Below are 17,594 nucleotides of genomic sequence, written 5' to 3'. Positions count from 1 at the left end.
CTTTCCCGCCCGTCGCCGGGCCCGTTGTCTTCGGCGCCAGTCCCCCACCCCGGGGCCGCCGATCCCATCGCCCAACCATGCAACGATCCACCAGCCCGACGAGGAACTCTACCCTAACGTTAGGGTAGAGTAGAGTCCTTTGCGATGTCTCCGCACGCCTCGGCGCCGCCGGGCGTGCCCTAGTACGACAGGGCCCCCTCTTGTCCTCCTCCGCTCCGTCCCCGGCCGCGCGGCTGCGTGGCTTCCGCCCGCCGTGGCTGTCCCCGAAGGTGCTGCGCACCGAGGCGCTGGCCGGTCTGGTCGTCGGTCTGGCCCTGATTCCCGAGGCGATCTCGTTCTCGGTGATCGCCGGGGTCGATCCGAAGGTGGGGCTGTTCGCGGCGTGCACCATGGCCATGGTCATCGCGTTCGCGGGCGGGCGGCCCGCGATGATCTCCGCGTCGACCGGTGCCGTGGCCCTGGTCGTCGCGCCCGTCACCCGGGAGCACGGCCTCGGCCATCTGATCGCCACCGTGATCCTCGCCGGTGTCTTCCAGATCGCGCTGGGGACGCTGGGGGTGGCCAAACTGATGCGGTTCGTGCCCCGTTCGGTGATGGTCGGCTTCGTCAACGCGCTCGGCATCCTGCTGTTCACCGCCCAGATACCGAATCTGTACGACGTGCCGTGGCCGGTGTATCCGCTGTTCGCCGCGGGGCTGCTGCTGTTGGTGTTCTTCCCGCGGCTGACCAGGGCGGTGCCCGCTCCCCTGGTGTCCATCGTGATCCTCACCGTCATCACCGTCGCGGCCGGGATCGCCGTGCCGACCGTCGGCGACAAGGGCACGCTGCCCTCCTCACTGCCCGTGCCCGGCCTGCCGGACGTGCCGTTCGACCTGCACACGCTGACCGTCATCGCGCCGTACGCGCTGGCGATGGCCGTGGTGGGGCTCATGGAATCGCTGATGACGGCCAAGCTGGTGGACGAGATGACCGACACCCGCTCCGACAAGACGCGTGAGTGCGTGGGCCAGGGCATCGCCAACATCGTCACCGGCTTCTTCGGCGGCATGGGCGGCTGCGCGATGATCGGCCAGACGATGATCAACGTGAAGAACGGGGCGCGCACCCGGCTGTCCACCTTTCTGGCCGGGTTCTTCCTGCTCGTGCTGTGCATCGCTCTGGGGCCGGTGGTCTCCCGGATTCCGATGGCGGCGCTGGTCGCCGTGATGATCGTGGTGTCGGTCGGCACCTTCGACTGGCATTCCGTCCGGCCGGCGACGCTCAGGCGGCTGCCGCCGGGCGAGACCGCCGTCATGGTGATCACCGTCGCGGTCGTGCTGGCCACCGACAATCTGTCCATCGGTGTCGTCGTGGGCACGCTGGCCGCCATGGTCGTCTTCGCCCGCCGCGTCGCCCACCTGGTCGACGTCACGGCGGTGACCGACCCGGACGGCACCCAGGTCGTCTACTCCGTCACCGGCGAACTCTTCTTCGCCTCGTCCAACGAGCTGGTCACGCGCTTCGACTACGCGGGCGACCCGGACAAGGTCGTCGTCGACCTGACCGGCGCCCATGTCTGGGACGCCTCCTCCGTCGCCGCACTGGACGCCGTGGAGGCCCGCTACGCCCGGCGCGGCAAGACCGTCGAGATCGTCGGGCTCAACAACAACAGCGCGAAGATGCACCAGTCGCTCAGCGGTGAACTCGCGGGCGGTCACTGACCGTACGGGGAAGACCTGCCGGGTCGCCTTCAGGCCACCGCCTGCCGGGACGTTAGCCGGGTGTTAGTCGATCATCAGCGCCCGCGCCCAGGGTGGAGTCACATCGAGGATGGCCGTACCGGCCCGCCGCCGCGCCGTATACGTGTCGAGTTACGTGTACGGGGCAGGCGGGTGGGTGCATTACCGATCGTTTCCCCCGGAATGCCGGGGAAGAGGGAGTTGATCGACCATGCGTGGTCTGCGTACCGCTGCCGCCGTTGCCGCCGCCGTCGCCCTGACCGCGGGGGCGGGCGCGGGGATCGCCTCCGCCGCCGACGCCGGGCAGGCGGGTGCCGGAGCGTGCCAACCGGGGACGCTGAAGATCACCACGACGGACGCCGGCGGGAGCCAGGCCGGGATGAACCACGCCGGCACGTATCTGCAGGTGCGCAACACCGGCAAGACCACCTGCGCGATATCCGGCTACCCGGGCCTGGCGCTGGAGGGTGCCGGTCACACGGCGCTCAAGACGACGGCGCGGCACGGTGACACGTACTTCGCGAAGGACCCGGGCGTGCACCAGGTGACCCTGAAGCCGGGCGGGAGCGCCTACGCCGACCTGGTGTGGACGCACACCGGCGCGGGCACCGCGCACGCCAAGTACCTGCAGGTCTCGCCGACGGGCGGCAACGCGCACAACGTGCTGCCGTTCGACCAGGACGTGGACAACGGCACGCTGTCCGTGACGGCCTGGTCGGCGAAGCTGCCCACCTCCTGAGGCTGCACACCCGTTCCGGTACGAAGGCCCGGCACCCGAGGGGGTGCCGGGCCTTCGGCGTGCGGTGGCGACGCTGTCCGCCGGTGCGCCGGACATCCCCTGGCGGGGCGTCGGACCCCGCGTCACGTTCACAGAACTGTTCACAAATTCGGTCTCCAGGCGACCATAAATCGCTGACAAACAACCGCATTTCGTCAAACCCCATGTGAAATCCTTGTTGAAGACCTGACAAGGACGGTCAAGTGATGGCACTCTCCTCTCGATTCACTCCTGCACCACCGGGCGGCCCGACAGGGCCCGCCCTCCCCCTCATTCGGGCCGTACCCACGCGGCCCGCGCTAGGAGACTGAGTTGAGACGCATGACCTCCACCCCCCGCAAGCACACCCTCCGTGCCGCCGCCCTCGTCGCCTCCGCCGCGATGGTCGCGGTCGCCGTCCAGACCGGATCGGCGACCGCCCAGCCCGACGCCGCGACCGGCGCCACCGCCGTCGCGCTGTCCGCCCAGCAGCGCGTGACCGCGATCAAGAGCGCACAGGCGGACGCCGCCGTCACCGCGCAGAAGATCGGCCTCGGCGGCCAGGAGAAGCTGATCGTCCGCGACGTCATCAAGGACGCGGACGGCACGGTGCACACGCGCTACGAGCGCACGTACGAGGGCCTGCCGGTCCTCGGCGGGGACCTGGTCGTACACGAGAAGAAGAGCGGCGCCCGTACGGTCACCAAGGCGACCGAGGCCAAGATAGCCGTCGCCACGACCGACGCCGCGCAGCCGGCGGCAGCCGCCAAGAAGAGCGCGCTGTCCGCGTCCGCCGCCGAGAAGAACGCCAAGACGCAGGCCCAGGCCGCGCCCAAGAAGGTGATCTGGGCCGCCTCCGGCAAGCCCGTGCTCGCCTACGAGACCGTGGTCACCGGCGTCCAGAAGGACGGCACGCCGAGCGAGCTGCACGTCGTCACCGACGCGAAGACCGGCGCCAAGCTCTTCCAGGACGAGGCGATCGAGACCGGTACGGGCACCAGCTCGTACAGCGGCACCGTCCCGCTCACCACCACCAAGAGCGGCAGCACCTACAACCTCACCGACGGCGCCCGGGGCGGCCACAAGACGTACGACCTGCGCCAGGGCACGTCCGGCACCGGCACGCTCTTCACCGACGCCGACGACAAGTGGGGCGGCGGCCGGCAGACCGCGGCCGTCGACGCGCACTACGGCGCGGCGGTCACCTGGGACTTCTACAAGAACGTCCTCGGCCGCAACGGCATCCGCAACGACGGCAAGGGCGCCTACTCCCGCGTCCACTACGGCAACAGCTACGTCAACGCCTTCTGGCAGGACTCCTGCTTCTGCATGACGTACGGCGACGGCCAGAACAACAGCAACCCGCTGACCGCGCTGGACGTGGCCGCGCACGAGATGAGCCACGGCGTCACCGCCGCCACCGCCAAGCTCAACTACAGCGGCGAGTCCGGCGGCCTGAACGAGGCCACGTCCGACATCTTCGGCACGGCGACCGAGTTCTACGCCAACAACGCGGCCGACAAGGGCGACTACCTCATCGGCGAGAAGATCAACATCAACGGTGACGGCACGCCGCTGCGCTACATGGACAAGCCCTCCAAGGACGGCGCGTCCAAGGACTACTGGTCCTCGTCGCTGGGCGGCGTCGACGTGCACTACTCCTCGGGTCCGGCCAACCACTTCTTCTACCTGCTGTCCGAGGGCAGCGGCACGAAGACGATCAACGGCGTGACCTACAACAGCCCGACCTACGACAACTCGAAGGTCACCGGCATCGGCCGCGACAAGGCCGAGAAGATCTGGTACCGCGCGCTGACCACGTACTTCACCTCCACCACGAAGTACGCGGGCGCCCGTACCGGCACGCTGAAGGCCACCGCCGACCTGTACGGCGCCAACAGCACCGAGTACAAGACGGTCGCGGCCGCCTGGACCGCGATCAACGTGAAGTAGGCGTCACCTGACGTAGCCTCCGGCGCGCCCGTCGTCGTCAACGGTCCGCCGAACCAGCACACGGCTCCGCCCCGCCGGGACTCCCGGCGGGGCGGAGTGCGTCGCGAAGCCCTGGGACACGGGGCCCAGGGCGCCGCGGCACCGCGCTCAGCTCACCACACCGGGATGGGCGCCCCGGCCTCCTCCGCCGGCCGCGGGCCGAAGATGCGCCGCTCGGCCGCACCGATCGCCACGTCGTTGATGCTCGCCTCCCGGCGCCGCATCAGGCCCTCGTCGGTGAACTCCCACAGCTCGTTGCCGTAGGCCCGCCACCACTGGCCCGCGGCGTCGTGGAACTCGTACTGGAACCGGACCGCGATCCGGTCGCCCTGGAAGGACCACAGCTCCTTGCGGAGGGCGTAGTCGAGTTCCCGCGCCCACTTGTCGCGGAGGAAGGCCGTGATCGCGTCGCGGCCGGTGAGGAACGTGCCCCGGTTCCGCCAGACCGAGTCCTCGGTGTAGGCGAGCGCGACGTGCTCGGGGTCGCGGGTGTTCCAGGCGTCCTCGGCGGCCTGGACCTTCTTCAGCGCGGTCTCCCGGTCGAACGGCGGGAGCGGGGGGCGTGGTGCCATGGCGGACTCCTTGCAGGGGGAACCACACGGAGAACGGCCGTTCTCCGTGTCGTCCGCTACTCTAGAGAACGATCGTTCTCGGCGAAAGCGGGAGGCCTTGTGCAGCAGGAAGAAGCCCGGGTACGGCTGCTCGACGCCGCCGGGGAGCTGTTCTACGCACGCGGCATCCAGGCCGTGGGCATGGACGAGATCCGCGCCGCGTCCGGCGTGTCCCTGAAGCGGCTGTACCAGTCCTTCCCCGCCAAGCACGAGCTGGTGGCGGCGTACCTGCGGCACCGCGACGAGAACTGGCGCGCGGCCCTGGCCGGCTACGTACGGGAGCACGCCGCCACGCCGGAGGACGCGCCGGCCGCCGTGTTCGACTGGCTGCACACCTGGTTCGCCGCACCGGACTTCCGGGGCTGCGCCTTCATCAACGCCTTCGGCGAACTGGGCGCCGTGTCGGAGGGCGCCGCCCGCGCCGCACGCGACCACAAGGACGCCGTGCACGCGTACGTCGCCGCTCTCGTGCGGGAGATTCCCGTCGCCGATCCGGCGGCGCTGGCCGGACAGCTGGCGCTGCTGATCGACGGCGCGATCACCACGGCCACGATCGGCGGCGACCCCGACGCGGCCCTGCGCGCCCGCGCGGCCGCCGTGACGCTGGTGTCGGCGGCGATACCGGCCGCGGCGGGACGCGGCTGACCGGGACATTCCCTCGGGGTCATGCTTTGGGGAAAGTTCCGCTTATCCCGCACGCGTACGGCCCCGCGCCCCATCCGGATTCCGGGCCGGCCATTCATAACGCCCATCCTCTGCGAAGTATCACCTCCGGCACTGCGTCACGGACGGCAGCGACGGATTCCTCCGTCGGGCGTAGCCGGGCAGCCCGCCGCATTCACCGCGTCCACGCGGATGCGCTATTTCCCTGCCGCTTCGCGCGTGAATTCCGCCTTCCTCTTGCCCGGCCGCCGCATACCCGTGACGCTTGCCGTCCCGCGCCCCGCCTGCGGTCTTCCGCACGCGTACGGGCCGGGAGAAATCCGACCACGAGTTCTACGAGCGAGGAGCACGGCATGGCGTGGACCGTCGGAGGAGGCACCATCGCACCGGGTGCCACACAGGAATGGTTTTTCAACTGGGGCGGCAGCGGGGACGTCGGCCCGCAATTGATTCAGGCCCGCCCGCTCAACCCCAACGGGCTCTTGTTCACCACGGAGATCGGTGAAGTACTGGACGGCAACAGTCACCTTTCCTACCGGGCCAGGGTCCGTAATGCCGGACCCCTGACCGTCACCTTCCAATGGCGCGGCGGGAGCGTGTAGCCATGGCCACGATTCAGGTACTGCTCGACGATTCCGGCGCCGTATTGGGCACCACGCAGGGCCCGGCCGCCGCCTCCGGCGAATCCGCCCCGGAACAGGTCGCGCTGGTGGCCGGACCGGGTCAGCAGCTGGTCGAGGTGGAAGTCGCCGACGAACTGCTGGAAGGCCCGCCCGCGGAGCTGCACACCCACCTCAAGGCGAGCCTGCTCGGCTGAGGGACGGGGACCGAAGCGGCCCCGCCACGGGCCTTTCGCCCGCGGCGGGGCCGCTTGCCGCGCCCTGCCGGGGGCGAAGACTTGCCACCGATGCGGTACCGGCTGCGCCGCGTATCGGCTCCCTTGCGTATCGGCTCCCCTGTGTAACGGCTTCATCCAAGATTTTATGGACGTTTGTTACGCAATCGCCGGATTGCCGCAACGGAGGGGAGCCAACATCATGTTCGACGTAGGGTTACCTCCCGGCCCGCGCTCCCGTAACCACCGACTGGAACCACTGTGCACCTCCCCCGCTCACGGCCGCGTACGGTGAGCGCCGGTACGGCCGGGGCACGCGCGCGCAAGCGGCTGCGCATGCCGTCCTGGACGGCGACGCTGCGGTGGAAGGCCGTCCTGTTCATCATGGTCATGTGCTGCTTCCTGGCCACGGTGCTCGGCGTCCTGGTGCACGCCCTGGTGAGCCGGCAGACCGAGGACCAGGCGCGCGGCGCGGCTCTGACGCGGCTGGAGTCGGTGGCCGAGGCGTACGTCGCCGGGGAACCGCTCGGCCGCGACGCGCGGCTGGACCCACCGGATCTGCCGCCCGCGCTGCGGGACATGGCGCGCCGGGGCGAGCGCGGCACCCAGCTCGGCGAGCACGGGGACCGCCCGGCCATGTGGGCGGTGACACCGGCCGACGGAAAGGCCCTCGCCGTCGCCCAGGACTACAGCCAGCGGGCGGCCGTCATCAGCGGACTTGACCAGGCCATCATCGGGTCCGCGGCCGTCGCGATCACCCTCACCCTGATCGTCGGCCTCTACGCCACCCAGAGCGTCACCCGGCGCCTGCACCGCACCGCGCAGGTGGCGCGACGGATCAGCACCGGCGACCTCGACGCCCGGGTGGACGATCCGCGCGCGCGGCGCCCCGAGTACGCCCGGGACGAGACCGCCGCCGTGGCCGCCGCGCTCGACGCGATGGCCGCGAGCCTGCAGAGCAAACTGCACAGCGAGCAGCGCTTCACCGCCGATGTCGCCCACGAGCTGCGTACTCCGCTGACCGGCCTGCACGCGGCCGCCGAGCTGCTGCCCGCGGGGCGGCCCACGGAGATGGTGCAGGAACGCGTCCAGGCGATGCGCCGGCTGACCGAGGACCTGCTGGAGATCTCCCGGCTGGACGCGGAGGTGGAACGCGCCGACCTCGACGTACATCCGCTGGGACCGCTGGCCGAGCGCGCGGTACGGGCCACCGGGCTCACCGCCGAGGTGCGGGTGGTGCGGGACTGCCGGGTGGAGACCGACCAGCGCCGACTGGAACGCGTACTGGGCAATCTCGTCGCCAACGCGCACAAGCACGGCCGTCCGCCGGTGGTCCTGACCGTGGACGGGCCCGTCGTCACGGTGCGCGACCACGGTGACGGCTACCCCGACGAACTGCTCACCGAGGGCCCGCAGCGCTTCCGCAGCCGCCCCGGGGACGGCAGAAAGGGCGGCGGGCACGGCCTCGGTCTGACGATCGCCGTGGGCCAGGCCCGCGTCCTCGGTACGACCCTGCGCTTCTCCAACGCCCCCGACGGCGGCGCCGTCGCCGAACTCACCGTCCGCCCGGCGGACCCGGACCGCCGCCGCGCCGCGGACGACACCCCGCCGACGGACGGTGCCTCGCCGACGGACGGCAGTCCGCCGATGGAAGGCGGCCGTCCCCAAACGCCGACGCCTCCGGAGAGCGGCGCGCCGTAGGGCCTCGTGAAGGGCGTCGCGATCCGGGCCGGAAGCCGGCCGGACAGCCGCCGTCCCACGGCGGAATGCGATGATCGGGCCATGACACCGGAGACGCGGAACCCTTCCGGCGAGGGCTACCTCCTGGACAATCGGCAGGCCGAGGCGGGAAGGCGGTTCACCGCACTGTCGGAACTCTTCGACCCTTCGACGTTCCGGCACTTCACGACCGTCGGGGTCGGCGAGGGATGGCGGTGCTGGGAGGTCGGCGCCGGCGGGCCCGCCGTGCCCTCGTGGCTGGCCGGGCGAGTCGGCCCGAGCGGGCATGTGGTGGCCACCGACATCGACACCTCCTGGATGCGCGGGGCAGCGGGCTTCGAGGTGCTGCGCCACGACGTGACGGCCGACGCACCGCCCGCCGGGGGGCCGTTCGACCTGATCCACGCCCGGCTCGTGCTCGTCCACCTCGCCGAGCGCGACCGGGCCCTGCGGTCCATGGTCGAAGCGCTGCGCCCCGGTGGATGGCTGGTGCTGGAGGACGGCGACCCGGCGTTGCAGCCGCTGATCTGCCCCGACGAGTACGGGCCCGAGCAGGAGCTGGCCAACAGGCTGCGGCGCGGCTTCCGCGAGCTGATGCGGCAGCGCGGCGCGGACCTGTCGTACGGGCGCAAGCTGCCCCGGCTGCTGCGCGAGGCCGGGCTGACGGACGTCGAGGCCGACGCCTACTTCCCGATCACCTCGCCCGCGTGCACCGTGCTGGAGGAGGCCACCGTCCGCCAGGTCCGCGGCGCGCTCGTCGCCGCGGGGCTGGCCACCGACGAGGAGATCGACCGCCACCTGGCCCATGTCGCCGCGGGCGGCCTCGATCTGGGCACCGCGCCGATGGTCTCCGCCTGGGGCCGCCGCCCGATGCCCTGAGACGCGGCGGGCCGGCGTTTCCGGGGCCCGACTCGGGGCCTGCCGCCGCGTTCCGGAGATCGCGTACGGCCTGCCTCGATGCCGGCGTGATCATCTCCGCGAGATGGCTTCGAACCGCCCGCCCGCCTGACCTCGTCATAACACTTCATAACCGGACCAGGGATCGGATGTGCGGCGCGGCCAAGCCGCCTGCTCCACACGCTCTCTGACGCAACGTCACCTTGTACGCTGAACCCCAGCCCGAGACCTGCCCGACACCGGTACGCAGACCCCGCGAGGGGCCCACCCAGGGGGCGATGTGAAGCACCTCGGACCCATCACCGGACAGGAACGGCTGCGCGACCGGGCCGCCCACGCCCTGCGTGCCGCCCTGATCGCCGGTGAACTGCGCCCCGGCACGGTGCACTCCGCCCCCGCGCTCGCCGCCGGGTTCGGGATCTCGGCGACGCCCGTACGGGAGGCGATGCTCGACCTGACACGCGAAGGGCTGGTGGAGCCGGTGCGCAACAAGGGGTTCCGGGTCACCGAGGTGAGCGAGCGGGATCTCGACCAGTTCGCGGAGATCCGCGCGCTGATCGAGGTACCGACCGTGGGACAGGTGGTCCGGATGGCCCCCCTCGACGAGCTGGCCGCGCTCCGGCCACTGGCCGAGGAGATCGTCTCCGCCGCGCGGGAGCACGACCTCATCGGCTACCTGGAGGCGGACCGCCGCTTCCACCTGGGCTTTCTGGCGCTCTCGGGCAACGCGCGGCTCGTCGAGACGGTCGGCGACCTGCGCAAGCGGTCCCGCCTGTACGGGCTGACCGGCCTCGACGAGCGCGGCGAGCTGCTGCCCTCGGCGCAGGAACATCTGGAGCTGCTGGACCTGGCGCTGGCGGGCGACGCCGCCGGGGCCGAGGCATGCATGGCGCGGCATCTGGGGCACGTCCGGTCGCTGTGGGCGCGGGTGCGGGTGCACTGAGCAGCCGGGGAGCCGAAAGGCGCATCCGACGGGTTGTCAGTGCAATGTCACATTACTAGGTTACGGGGCGCATCGCGGCCTGATATGGCGTCAACTTCCGTCCATGTGCGCCGAGTTGCTGCCGCATGCGCGTACGTGCCGCTACACGCCTCTACACAGGAGCTGCCGGTGTTTCCGTTACGCACTGTGCGCAAGGGCCTGCTCAGCGCCGTCCTGTCGGTGGGCCTCGTCCTGCCCGCGGCCCAGGCCGCCCAAGGCGCGGCACCCGCCCGGCCGTCGGCCGCCCGGCCCGCGGCGGCCCCCGCCCCCCACCTGGCGGACGGCACCGACCCGGCCGACCGCGCCGACCGGTTCGCCGACGCCCCCAGACCGTCGGCCCGGGATCTGCCGCCCGGCAACGGTCTCGTCCCCCGGGGCCACGTCCCCGGCGACCTGTCGCGCGGCACCCCCGGCACCCACCGTCCGGGCGCCGCGGCCCCCTGCACGCTCGACGCCCTGTCCCGCCTCGGCCCGGAGGCCCTCGCGGACTTCCTCACCGACCCGGCCGTCACCGTCGAGGGGTGTCTGCGCGGCCTGATCTGGACCTGGGACGCCCGGCTCGCCCCCGCGATGTCGCGGGCGCACGTACAGGCCGTCGCCCGTCGGATCGGCGCGCTCGCGCCGGGCCACGACGCCACCGACGCCACGCACCTGTACGAGCTGTTCACCTACCTGCACGCGGTGGTCTACCACGACTTCTCGCGCGACGAGATCGACGTGACGGACGCGCCCACGGTCGGGGCGATGCGGGCGGCGGTCGCCGCGTACGGGACCGCGCCCCGCACCTTCGAACCCACCCGGCACAACGCCGAGACGCTGCGGGAGGCCCTCACCACGGCGAGCGCGCCGGGCCTGCGCCAGCACCAACTGGCTCTCGTACGGCGGGTTCTGGGCACCATGGGGCCCGGCACACCGACCGCCGCGGACCCGATGTGGGGTGGTGCGGCCCTGGCGGCGCTCACCGTCAACTACCTCGGCGTGTACCCCGGCAACAACGACACCGCCTTCCGGGCCGCCGTGACCGCCGACGCCGCGTACCGCGCCGATTTCCGCGCCTTCTCCGGGCACACCCACCTGAAGGGCACGGCGAACGCCTGGGCGGTGCGCGACGCCCTCGGCGAGTACGGCCGCTTCGGGCAGATCGACGCCCTCAAGTCCGCCGTCGTCAGCGACCTCGGCACCCTGCTGACCGTGTCGGAGACCAACTTCGGCCGCCGCAGCGCCCCGTGGGCCGGCGTGGCGGGCTGGCTCAACCACTACGGCGTCTGCGCGCGCCACAACGTCTGCCTCCAGCAGATCGAGAACGAGATCTTCCCCCACACGTACACCTACGACCGAGGCGCCATCGAGGTGCGTACCGCGCTCGACCGGAAGACCGTCGACCAGCTCTACTACGCGGGCAAGCGGGTCAAGGCGCAGTTCTTCCGGGTGCTCGGCACCGAAGCGCCGCTGGCCGGGGACACCAACGCCACGCTGCACATCCACCTGTACGCGTCCCGCGCCGAGTACGAGATCATGCACCCGCTGCTGACCGGCATGGGCACCGACAACGGCGGCGTCTACATCGAGAACGGGGCGACCTTCTACACCTACCAGCGGCGCGTGCCGCAGGACTCCACGCTCACCCTCGAAGAGCTGTTCCGGCACGAGTACACCCACTACCTCAACGGCCGCTGGGCGGTGCCCGGCAGCTTCGGCGACGCGCCCTGGTACACCGGCGATCTGACCACGGCCATGGACGAGGGCACCGCCGAGTTCTTCGCCGGTGGCACCCGCGACGACGGGGTCAAGGTGCGCAAGTCGCTGGTCAAGGGCATCATCGCGGACACCGCGGGCGGCGGCCCCCGGATGAGCGTCGACCGGCTGCTGCACGCCACCTACGCCGGCGACGGCTTCCGCTTCTACAACTACGCAGGGACGTTCTTCGAGTTCCTGTGGCAGCAGCGCCCGTCGCTGCTGCGGGAGATGTACGGCTACCAGCGGGCCGACGATCCGAAGGGGTTCGACGCCTGGCGGGCCCGGATGGGCGCCGACGGCACGCTGCAGCGGGCGTACGACGCCTTCCTCGACGCCCAGATCGCGAAGGCCGACGACCTCTACGTGCCCAGCACCACCTTCACCCCCAACGGCTCGCTGCGCTTCGCCGCCGCGTCCGAGGTCCAGGCCGCTCTCGGCACGGCCACGTCCCTCACGCCCGCCTGCACGGGCACCGGCGAGACCGGCGGCCGGGCCCGCTTCACCTGCACCGGACGGATCACCGCGAACCTCACCGACGCCCGCGACCCGGATCGGGTGTTCGGCGACATGTCGGAGACCGTCGACTACTTCCTGCTGGACCGGGCCGGGGCCGCGGCCAACAACCTCGCCGACATGGACTGCTTCTTCGGGGCCGTGGACGTCTGGTCCGACGGCCGGGCCGGGAGCGCGTCCTTCACGTGCGAGGGGCCGCTGCGCAGCTGACCGGGCGGGCGGCGGGGCGCGGTCTGTCGGTGACCGCGCCCCCCACCTGCCTGCCCGGTTCCGGCCTGTCCCTGTCCCACCTGCCCGGCTCCGCCGCGTCCCGCCGTCCGGTGCCGTGCCGCCTCTCCCCCGGCGTGAGCGGCCGCCGGTCGAACAGCCGATCCCAGATTTCACACAGCCGTAATCACCCTCCCTCCCCGCAGGCACACCACCGCAGTTGCCGCGGGAGGGCATGCGCCATACTCCGCATTTCGGACACCTGATGCCCGGACACGCGTCATGACGTGCGTTTTCCCCGCGACGGACCGGCAGAATCCGCATGTGCACGTCCGACGGCGGACGGCGCGTGCCGTCGGTAACGGACATCAGGGAGGAAGCACGGTGTCGGAAGGTCAGGTGACGGGTGAGGTCGACGGGGCCGGTGCGCCGGTGGTGCTGGCGCAGGAGCGCCGATTGCGCCGGGACCTGGGGTTCTGGGGGCTCACCGCGATCGGGTTCTCCAACATCGTCGGCTCGGGCTGGCTGTTCGCCGCCCTGTACGCGGCGCAGACGGCGGGCCCGGCCTCGCTGCTGTCCTGGATCGGCGCGGGGCTGCTGTGCGGGCTGGTCGCCCTGGTCATGATCGAGCTGGGCGCGTCGCGGCCCGAGGGCGGCGGCACGGTCCGCTGGCCGCTGCTCGCCGGCGGCCGGCTGGTGGGCACCCTGGTGGGCTGGTCGGTGCTGCTCTCGGTGGGCGGCACCGCCGCCGAGATCAGCGCGATCATGCAGTACGCCGCGCACTACGTGCCGGGTCTCTACAGCGGCCACACCCTCACCCTGACCGGTGTGGGCGTCGCCGCCGCGCTCAGCGTGGTGCTGACGGCGCTGAACTGGTTCGCGGTGCGGATGTTCGCGAAGCTGAACAACCTCGTCTCGGTGTTCAAGATCGCGGTGCCGGTGGTCACGGTGATCGCGCTCGTCGCCTCCGGCTGGCACGAGGGCCGCCTGACGGACCACGGCGGCTTCGCGCCGTACGGGTACGCCGCCTGTCTGACCGCGCTGGCCGGCGGCGGCATCGTCTACTCGGTCAACGGGTTCCAGGCGCCGCTGGACTTCTCGGGCGAGGCCCGCAACCCCCGCAAGAACATCCCCGCCGCCGTCCTCACCGGCATCGCCCTGGCCGTGGCGATGTATGTGGCCCTCCAGGTGGCGTTCCTCTTCACCGTCCCCGAGAGCGTGCTCGGCGGCGGCTGGAAGGGCGTGTCCTTCGAGTCCCCGTTCGGACAGCTGGCGCTGATCCTCAACCTGCACTGGCTGTCCAGCCTGCTGTACGCGGACGCGGTGATCTCGCCCGGCGGCTCGGCGTACGTGGGTGTCGCCATCAACGCCCGGCACACCTACGCGCTCGCCAAGAACCGCACCATCCCCCGGTTCTTCATGAAGGTGAACGAGCGCTACGGTGTGCCGCGCCGCGCGCTGGCGGTCAACCTCGCGGTGATCGTGGTCTTCCTGCTGCCGTTCGGCGGCTGGCAGGACATCGTCAGCGTCATGGGCAACATGTACCTGCTGATCTACGGGGCCTCCGCGGTCGCCGCCGCGGTCTTCCTCGCCGACCCGCGGAGCACCACGACCGGCTGGGTGCCGGGGCTGCGCTGGATCGCACCCGTCAGCTTCGTGGTGGCGAGCGAGTTCGTGTACTGGTCGGGCTGGCACAATCTGCGGCTGGCCCTGCCGCTGGTCCTCGCCGGGCTGCTGATCTTCCTGGCCATGCGGCGCTCCGGCGACAGCGAGGCGGATGCCGCCGGCGACCGGGACGGAGCCGGGCGGCGGCTGCCGCTGCTCGCCGAACTGCGCACCGGCGCCTGGCTGGTGACGTACCTGGTGGTGCTGACGGTGCTGTCCTGGCTGGGCAGCTTCGAGGGTTCCGCCCGGCTCCCGGCCCCGTACGACTCGGTGATCGTGGCGGCCTTCGCGCTCGCGGTCTTCTTCTGGGCGGTGCGCTCCGGCGTCCGGCATCTGACGGAGTCCCGGACCGCGACGGACTGAGGGGGCGGGCGGGTCGTGTCCGCGGCCGGCCCGTGACGGCCGTTTCCGCGGATGAGGTGGCCTTCGGTCCGTACCGGGGGAAGTATTCCGTATGGACGTTCCCTTGTACCTCGAACCGCGGTTGGAGTCCCGGCTGGCGTCCCTGCTGCGCGCAAGGACGTTTCTCCATACGCTCGCCGGCGGGCTCGGGTCGCCGCTGAACCTGGTGTTACCGGACCGGATCGCCGAGAATCTGGACGCCTTCCGGGCCGTCTACCGGCGGCACCACCTCAGCGGCGGCATCTTCTTCGCGCACAAGGCGAACCGCTCCAGCGCCCTGGTGCGGCGGCTCGCCGCCACCGAAGCCGCCGTGGACGTCGCCTCCCTCGGCGAACTCCAGCACGTCCTGGGCTCCGGCTTCGTGCCGGACCGGATCATGGCGACCGGGCCGAAGAACCCGCAGTTCCTGTGGCTGGCGGCCCGTTCGGGCACCACCGTGAACATCGACAGCCCGGTGGAGCTGGACGAACTCGCCACCCTGGTCCGGGATTACGGTCTCCCCCGCGTCCGCATCCTGCTGCGCCTCTCCGGCTTCTGCACCCCCGGCGTCAAACTGCTGACCCGGCAGAGCCGCTTCGGTACGGCGGAGGGGGAGCTGGACGGCCTGCTCAAGTCGGTGGAACGGCACAGTGACGCGGTGGAGCTGACGGGCGTCGGCTACCACCTCGACACCACCAGCCCGGCCGAGAAGGCGGTGGCGCTCGAAGGCTGCGTCAAGGCCCTGGACACGTGCCGGGCACGGGGCTTCGCGCCGCGCGCCGTCGACATCGGCGGCGGCTTCGGTACGGACTACCTCGCCGACGGCGCGCAGTGGCAGCGGTACACGACGGAACTGACCAACGCCGCGCTGGGCACCCGCCCGCCCATGACCTGGCGACGGCACACCTACGGCCTGCGCAACGAGAACGGCACCCTGCGCGGCGCGCTGGCCCTGTACCCCGCCCACCGCCCGACCGCCGGCGCCCAGTACCTGGACGCCCTCCTGTCCCTCCCCGCCCCCTCGCTGGGCCGCCCGCTGGCCACCCTGCTGCTGGAGAACCTGTACGAGCTGCACACCGAGCCGGGCCGCGCGCTGGTGGACCAGTGCGGGGTGACCCTGGCGCGGGTGCTGGAGGTGCGCGGTACGGAGCGGGCCCACCTCCTGGTGCGCCTGGACGCGAACGCCGACGACATCGGGCTGGAGGAGCACGGCGTCCTCGTCGACCCCGTCCTCGTACCGCGCGAGGCGCGCGGGCAGGGCCCGGACGCCGGCCCGGTGACGTGCTATCTCGCGGGCAACCTCTGCCTGGAAGCGGACATGATCACCCGGCGCGCGGTCCACTTGCCGGCCGCGCCGCGCCCCGGCGATCTCCTCGCCTTCGCGAACACGGCCGGCTACTGCATGGATTTCAGCGCCGACGAGGCGCAGCAGCAGCCCGTCGCCCGCAAGGTCGCCGTGTGGCAGGACGGGCCGGCGGACGACCCGGACCGCGCGGACGCCTCCTGGCACTGGTGTCTGGACGAACAGTACTGGCCGTACGTGAACCGCCGGACGAAAGGGCCTGCATGAGGTTCGAGCGCATCACCGACGCCATCGGCAACACCCCGCTCGTACGCATCGATCCGTCCGTGCACGGCCTGCGCACCATCGATCTGTACGCCAAGCTGGAGATGCTCAATCCGTTCGGCTCGGTCAAGGACCGGGCGGCGTGGAACATGGTGCGGCAGCAGCTGCCCGCCGCCGCCGACGAGGACCGCACCGTCATCGAACTGTCCAGCGGCAACACCGCGAAGGCCCTGGCCGTGCTCGCCGGGATGCACGGGGTGCCCTTCAAGTCCGTCACGAACCGGATGCGCATACCGGAGGTCAAGGACCTCCTCCTGCTGCTGGGTGCGGAGGTCGAGGAGCTGCCGGGGCAGACCGAGTGTCTCGATCCGACCAACACCGACGACCCGCTGACCCACTTCCACCAGACGCTCACCGAGCCCGGGAGCGCGTACCTGTACACGGACCAGTACTTCAACGACCGCAACACCCAGGCCCACGTCGAGGGCACCGGTCCGGAGATCGTCAAGGATCTGGACGGCCGGGCGCCGGACTGGTTCATCGCCTGTGTGGGCACGGCCGGTTCGTCCACCGGGGTCGCCCGGGTGCTGCGGGAGCACGACCCCGCGGTGGAGGTGGTCGGGCTGGTCTCGCACAAGGCGGACTTCGTGCCCGGCATCCGCACCCTCGACGAGGTGCAGGAGGTCGGCCTGTTCGATCCGCGGACGTACGACACGATCGCCTCCGTCACCGCCGACGAGGCGATCGACGGCATGCTGACCCTGGCCCGGCGGTGCGGCGTCCTGGCCGGTCCGACCAGCGGGGCCGCGTACTTCGGCGCCGTGCGGCACCTGCGCGAGCTGGACACCGGTCCGGCGCCGGGGTCGGAGCCGGACCGCCCGGCCGGGCGCCGGACCGCCGTCTTCATCGTGTGCGACCGCATCGAGAACTACCTCGGCTACGTACGCCAGCGGCGCCCCGAGCTGCTGGGCCGGCCGCCCCAGCCGAACTCCGTCGCCACGCTCTCCGACGCCGAGGCGCGCCGGGCGCCGGACATCGGCGTCGAGGACGCCGTGCGGTGGCTCGGGCAGGACCAGCCGCTCGTCGTGGACCTGCGGAGCCCGTTCGCCTACACCGCCCTGCACATCGCCGGTTCCGTCAACATCGTCGACGAGCTGTTCGGTGAACTGGTCCGCGGCGGGCTGCCGTTCAGCAAGAGCCGGCCGGTGCTGCTGGCCTGCCCGGTCGGCGAGCAGTCCGCCAAATACGCGGCGCTGCTCACGCGTATGGGCCACCCCGACGTCCGCAGTCTGCGCGGCGGGATCATCGCCTGGCGCGACGCGGGCGCTCCGTTGGTGCGGGAGTGACGGC

At 71.5% G+C, this 17,594-nt stretch carries 14 protein-coding genes; 13 read left to right on the top strand and 1 reads right to left on the bottom strand.

Features of this window, described 5'->3' with window-relative positions:
* Nucleotides 1–200 precede the first annotated feature (200 nt).
* From ACFV57_RS23805 to ACFV57_RS23795, 3 genes are all read left to right on the top strand, one after another.
* A complete protein-coding gene (locus ACFV57_RS23805) occupies nucleotides 201–1,700 on the top strand; it encodes a SulP family inorganic anion transporter (protein WP_385235704.1) in 1,500 nt (499 codons plus the stop codon).
* 229 nt (nucleotides 1,701–1,929) lie between these two features.
* Nucleotides 1,930–2,457, top strand: coding sequence for a DUF4232 domain-containing protein (locus tag ACFV57_RS23800; RefSeq protein WP_385235701.1), 528 nt, complete (start codon nucleotides 1,930–1,932; stop codon nucleotides 2,455–2,457).
* Nucleotides 2,458–2,817: 360 nt separating this feature from the next.
* Nucleotides 2,818–4,428 carry a M4 family metallopeptidase gene (locus tag ACFV57_RS23795; RefSeq protein ID WP_385235698.1) on the top strand — a complete coding sequence of 537 codons (1,611 nt, stop codon included), beginning with the start codon at nucleotides 2,818–2,820 and terminating at the stop codon, nucleotides 4,426–4,428.
* A 152-nt stretch (nucleotides 4,429–4,580) separates the two neighbouring features.
* On the opposite strand, the gene ACFV57_RS23790 is transcribed toward ACFV57_RS23795, so the two are convergent.
* Nucleotides 4,581–5,039: an SgcJ/EcaC family oxidoreductase gene (locus tag ACFV57_RS23790; protein WP_385235695.1), complete on the bottom strand. Its 459-nt coding sequence runs from the start codon at nucleotides 5,037–5,039 to the stop codon at nucleotides 4,581–4,583.
* 99 nt (nucleotides 5,040–5,138) lie between these two features.
* Here ACFV57_RS23790 and ACFV57_RS23785 point away from each other — a divergent pair, with 99 nt between their 5' ends.
* From ACFV57_RS23785 to ACFV57_RS23740, 10 genes are all read left to right on the top strand, one after another.
* Complete coding sequence (locus tag ACFV57_RS23785) at nucleotides 5,139–5,723, top strand: TetR/AcrR family transcriptional regulator (RefSeq protein ID WP_385235692.1); 585 nt, start codon at nucleotides 5,139–5,141, stop codon at nucleotides 5,721–5,723.
* A gap of 371 nt (nucleotides 5,724–6,094) precedes the next feature.
* Nucleotides 6,095–6,343: a hypothetical protein gene (locus tag ACFV57_RS23780; protein ID WP_385235689.1), complete on the top strand. Its 249-nt coding sequence runs from the start codon at nucleotides 6,095–6,097 to the stop codon at nucleotides 6,341–6,343.
* 2 nt (nucleotides 6,344–6,345) lie between these two features.
* Complete coding sequence (locus tag ACFV57_RS23775) at nucleotides 6,346–6,558, top strand: hypothetical protein (RefSeq protein WP_385235686.1); 213 nt, start codon at nucleotides 6,346–6,348, stop codon at nucleotides 6,556–6,558.
* A gap of 354 nt (nucleotides 6,559–6,912) precedes the next feature.
* Nucleotides 6,913–8,277: an ATP-binding protein gene (locus tag ACFV57_RS23770; protein ID WP_385235916.1), complete on the top strand. Its 1,365-nt coding sequence runs from the start codon at nucleotides 6,913–6,915 to the stop codon at nucleotides 8,275–8,277.
* A gap of 81 nt (nucleotides 8,278–8,358) precedes the next feature.
* A complete protein-coding gene (locus tag ACFV57_RS23765; protein ID WP_385235683.1) occupies nucleotides 8,359–9,174 on the top strand; it encodes a methyltransferase domain-containing protein in 816 nt (271 codons plus the stop codon).
* A gap of 298 nt (nucleotides 9,175–9,472) precedes the next feature.
* Nucleotides 9,473–10,135, top strand: coding sequence for a GntR family transcriptional regulator (locus ACFV57_RS23760; protein ID WP_385235680.1), 663 nt, complete (start codon nucleotides 9,473–9,475; stop codon nucleotides 10,133–10,135).
* Between the two features lie 168 nt (nucleotides 10,136–10,303).
* Nucleotides 10,304–12,634 (top strand): collagenase, encoded by a 2,331-nt coding sequence (locus ACFV57_RS23755; protein ID WP_385235677.1) that lies wholly within the window; start codon nucleotides 10,304–10,306, stop codon nucleotides 12,632–12,634.
* A 381-nt stretch (nucleotides 12,635–13,015) separates the two neighbouring features.
* Complete coding sequence (locus ACFV57_RS23750; RefSeq protein ID WP_385235674.1) at nucleotides 13,016–14,659, top strand: APC family permease; 1,644 nt, start codon at nucleotides 13,016–13,018, stop codon at nucleotides 14,657–14,659.
* A 91-nt stretch (nucleotides 14,660–14,750) separates the two neighbouring features.
* Nucleotides 14,751–16,247: a Y4yA family PLP-dependent enzyme gene (locus tag ACFV57_RS23745; protein ID WP_385235671.1), complete on the top strand. Its 1,497-nt coding sequence runs from the start codon at nucleotides 14,751–14,753 to the stop codon at nucleotides 16,245–16,247.
* Nucleotides 16,244–17,590, top strand: a complete 1,347-nt coding sequence (locus ACFV57_RS23740; RefSeq protein ID WP_385235668.1) for a pyridoxal-phosphate dependent enzyme — start codon at nucleotides 16,244–16,246, stop codon at nucleotides 17,588–17,590. Before ACFV57_RS23745 ends, ACFV57_RS23740 begins: the two co-directional genes overlap by 4 nt.
* The last annotated feature ends 4 nt before the right edge of the window (nucleotides 17,591–17,594 follow it).

The organism is Streptomyces sp. NPDC059788, from assembly GCF_042732265.1.
Classification (GTDB): Bacteria; Actinomycetota; Actinomycetes; order Streptomycetales; family Streptomycetaceae; genus Streptomyces.
This window is presented reverse-complemented; position numbering and strand designations above follow the sequence as displayed.

Coding starts and splice junctions, on each gene's coding strand:
- ACFV57_RS23800 (WP_385235701.1), top strand. CDS start 1,930: ATGCGTGGTCTGCGTACCGCTGCCGCCGTTGCCGCCGCCGTCGCCCTG.
- ACFV57_RS23795 (WP_385235698.1), top strand. CDS start 2,818: ATGACCTCCACCCCCCGCAAGCACACCCTCCGTGCCGCCGCCCTCGTC.
- ACFV57_RS23790 (WP_385235695.1), bottom strand. CDS start 5,039: ATGGCACCACGCCCCCCGCTCCCGCCGTTCGACCGGGAGACCGCGCTG.
- ACFV57_RS23780 (WP_385235689.1), top strand. CDS start 6,095: ATGGCGTGGACCGTCGGAGGAGGCACCATCGCACCGGGTGCCACACAG.
- ACFV57_RS23775 (WP_385235686.1), top strand. CDS start 6,346: ATGGCCACGATTCAGGTACTGCTCGACGATTCCGGCGCCGTATTGGGC.
- ACFV57_RS23770 (WP_385235916.1), top strand. CDS start 6,913: ATGCCGTCCTGGACGGCGACGCTGCGGTGGAAGGCCGTCCTGTTCATC.
- ACFV57_RS23765 (WP_385235683.1), top strand. CDS start 8,359: ATGACACCGGAGACGCGGAACCCTTCCGGCGAGGGCTACCTCCTGGAC.
- ACFV57_RS23745 (WP_385235671.1), top strand. CDS start 14,751: ATGGACGTTCCCTTGTACCTCGAACCGCGGTTGGAGTCCCGGCTGGCG.
- ACFV57_RS23740 (WP_385235668.1), top strand. CDS start 16,244: ATGAGGTTCGAGCGCATCACCGACGCCATCGGCAACACCCCGCTCGTA.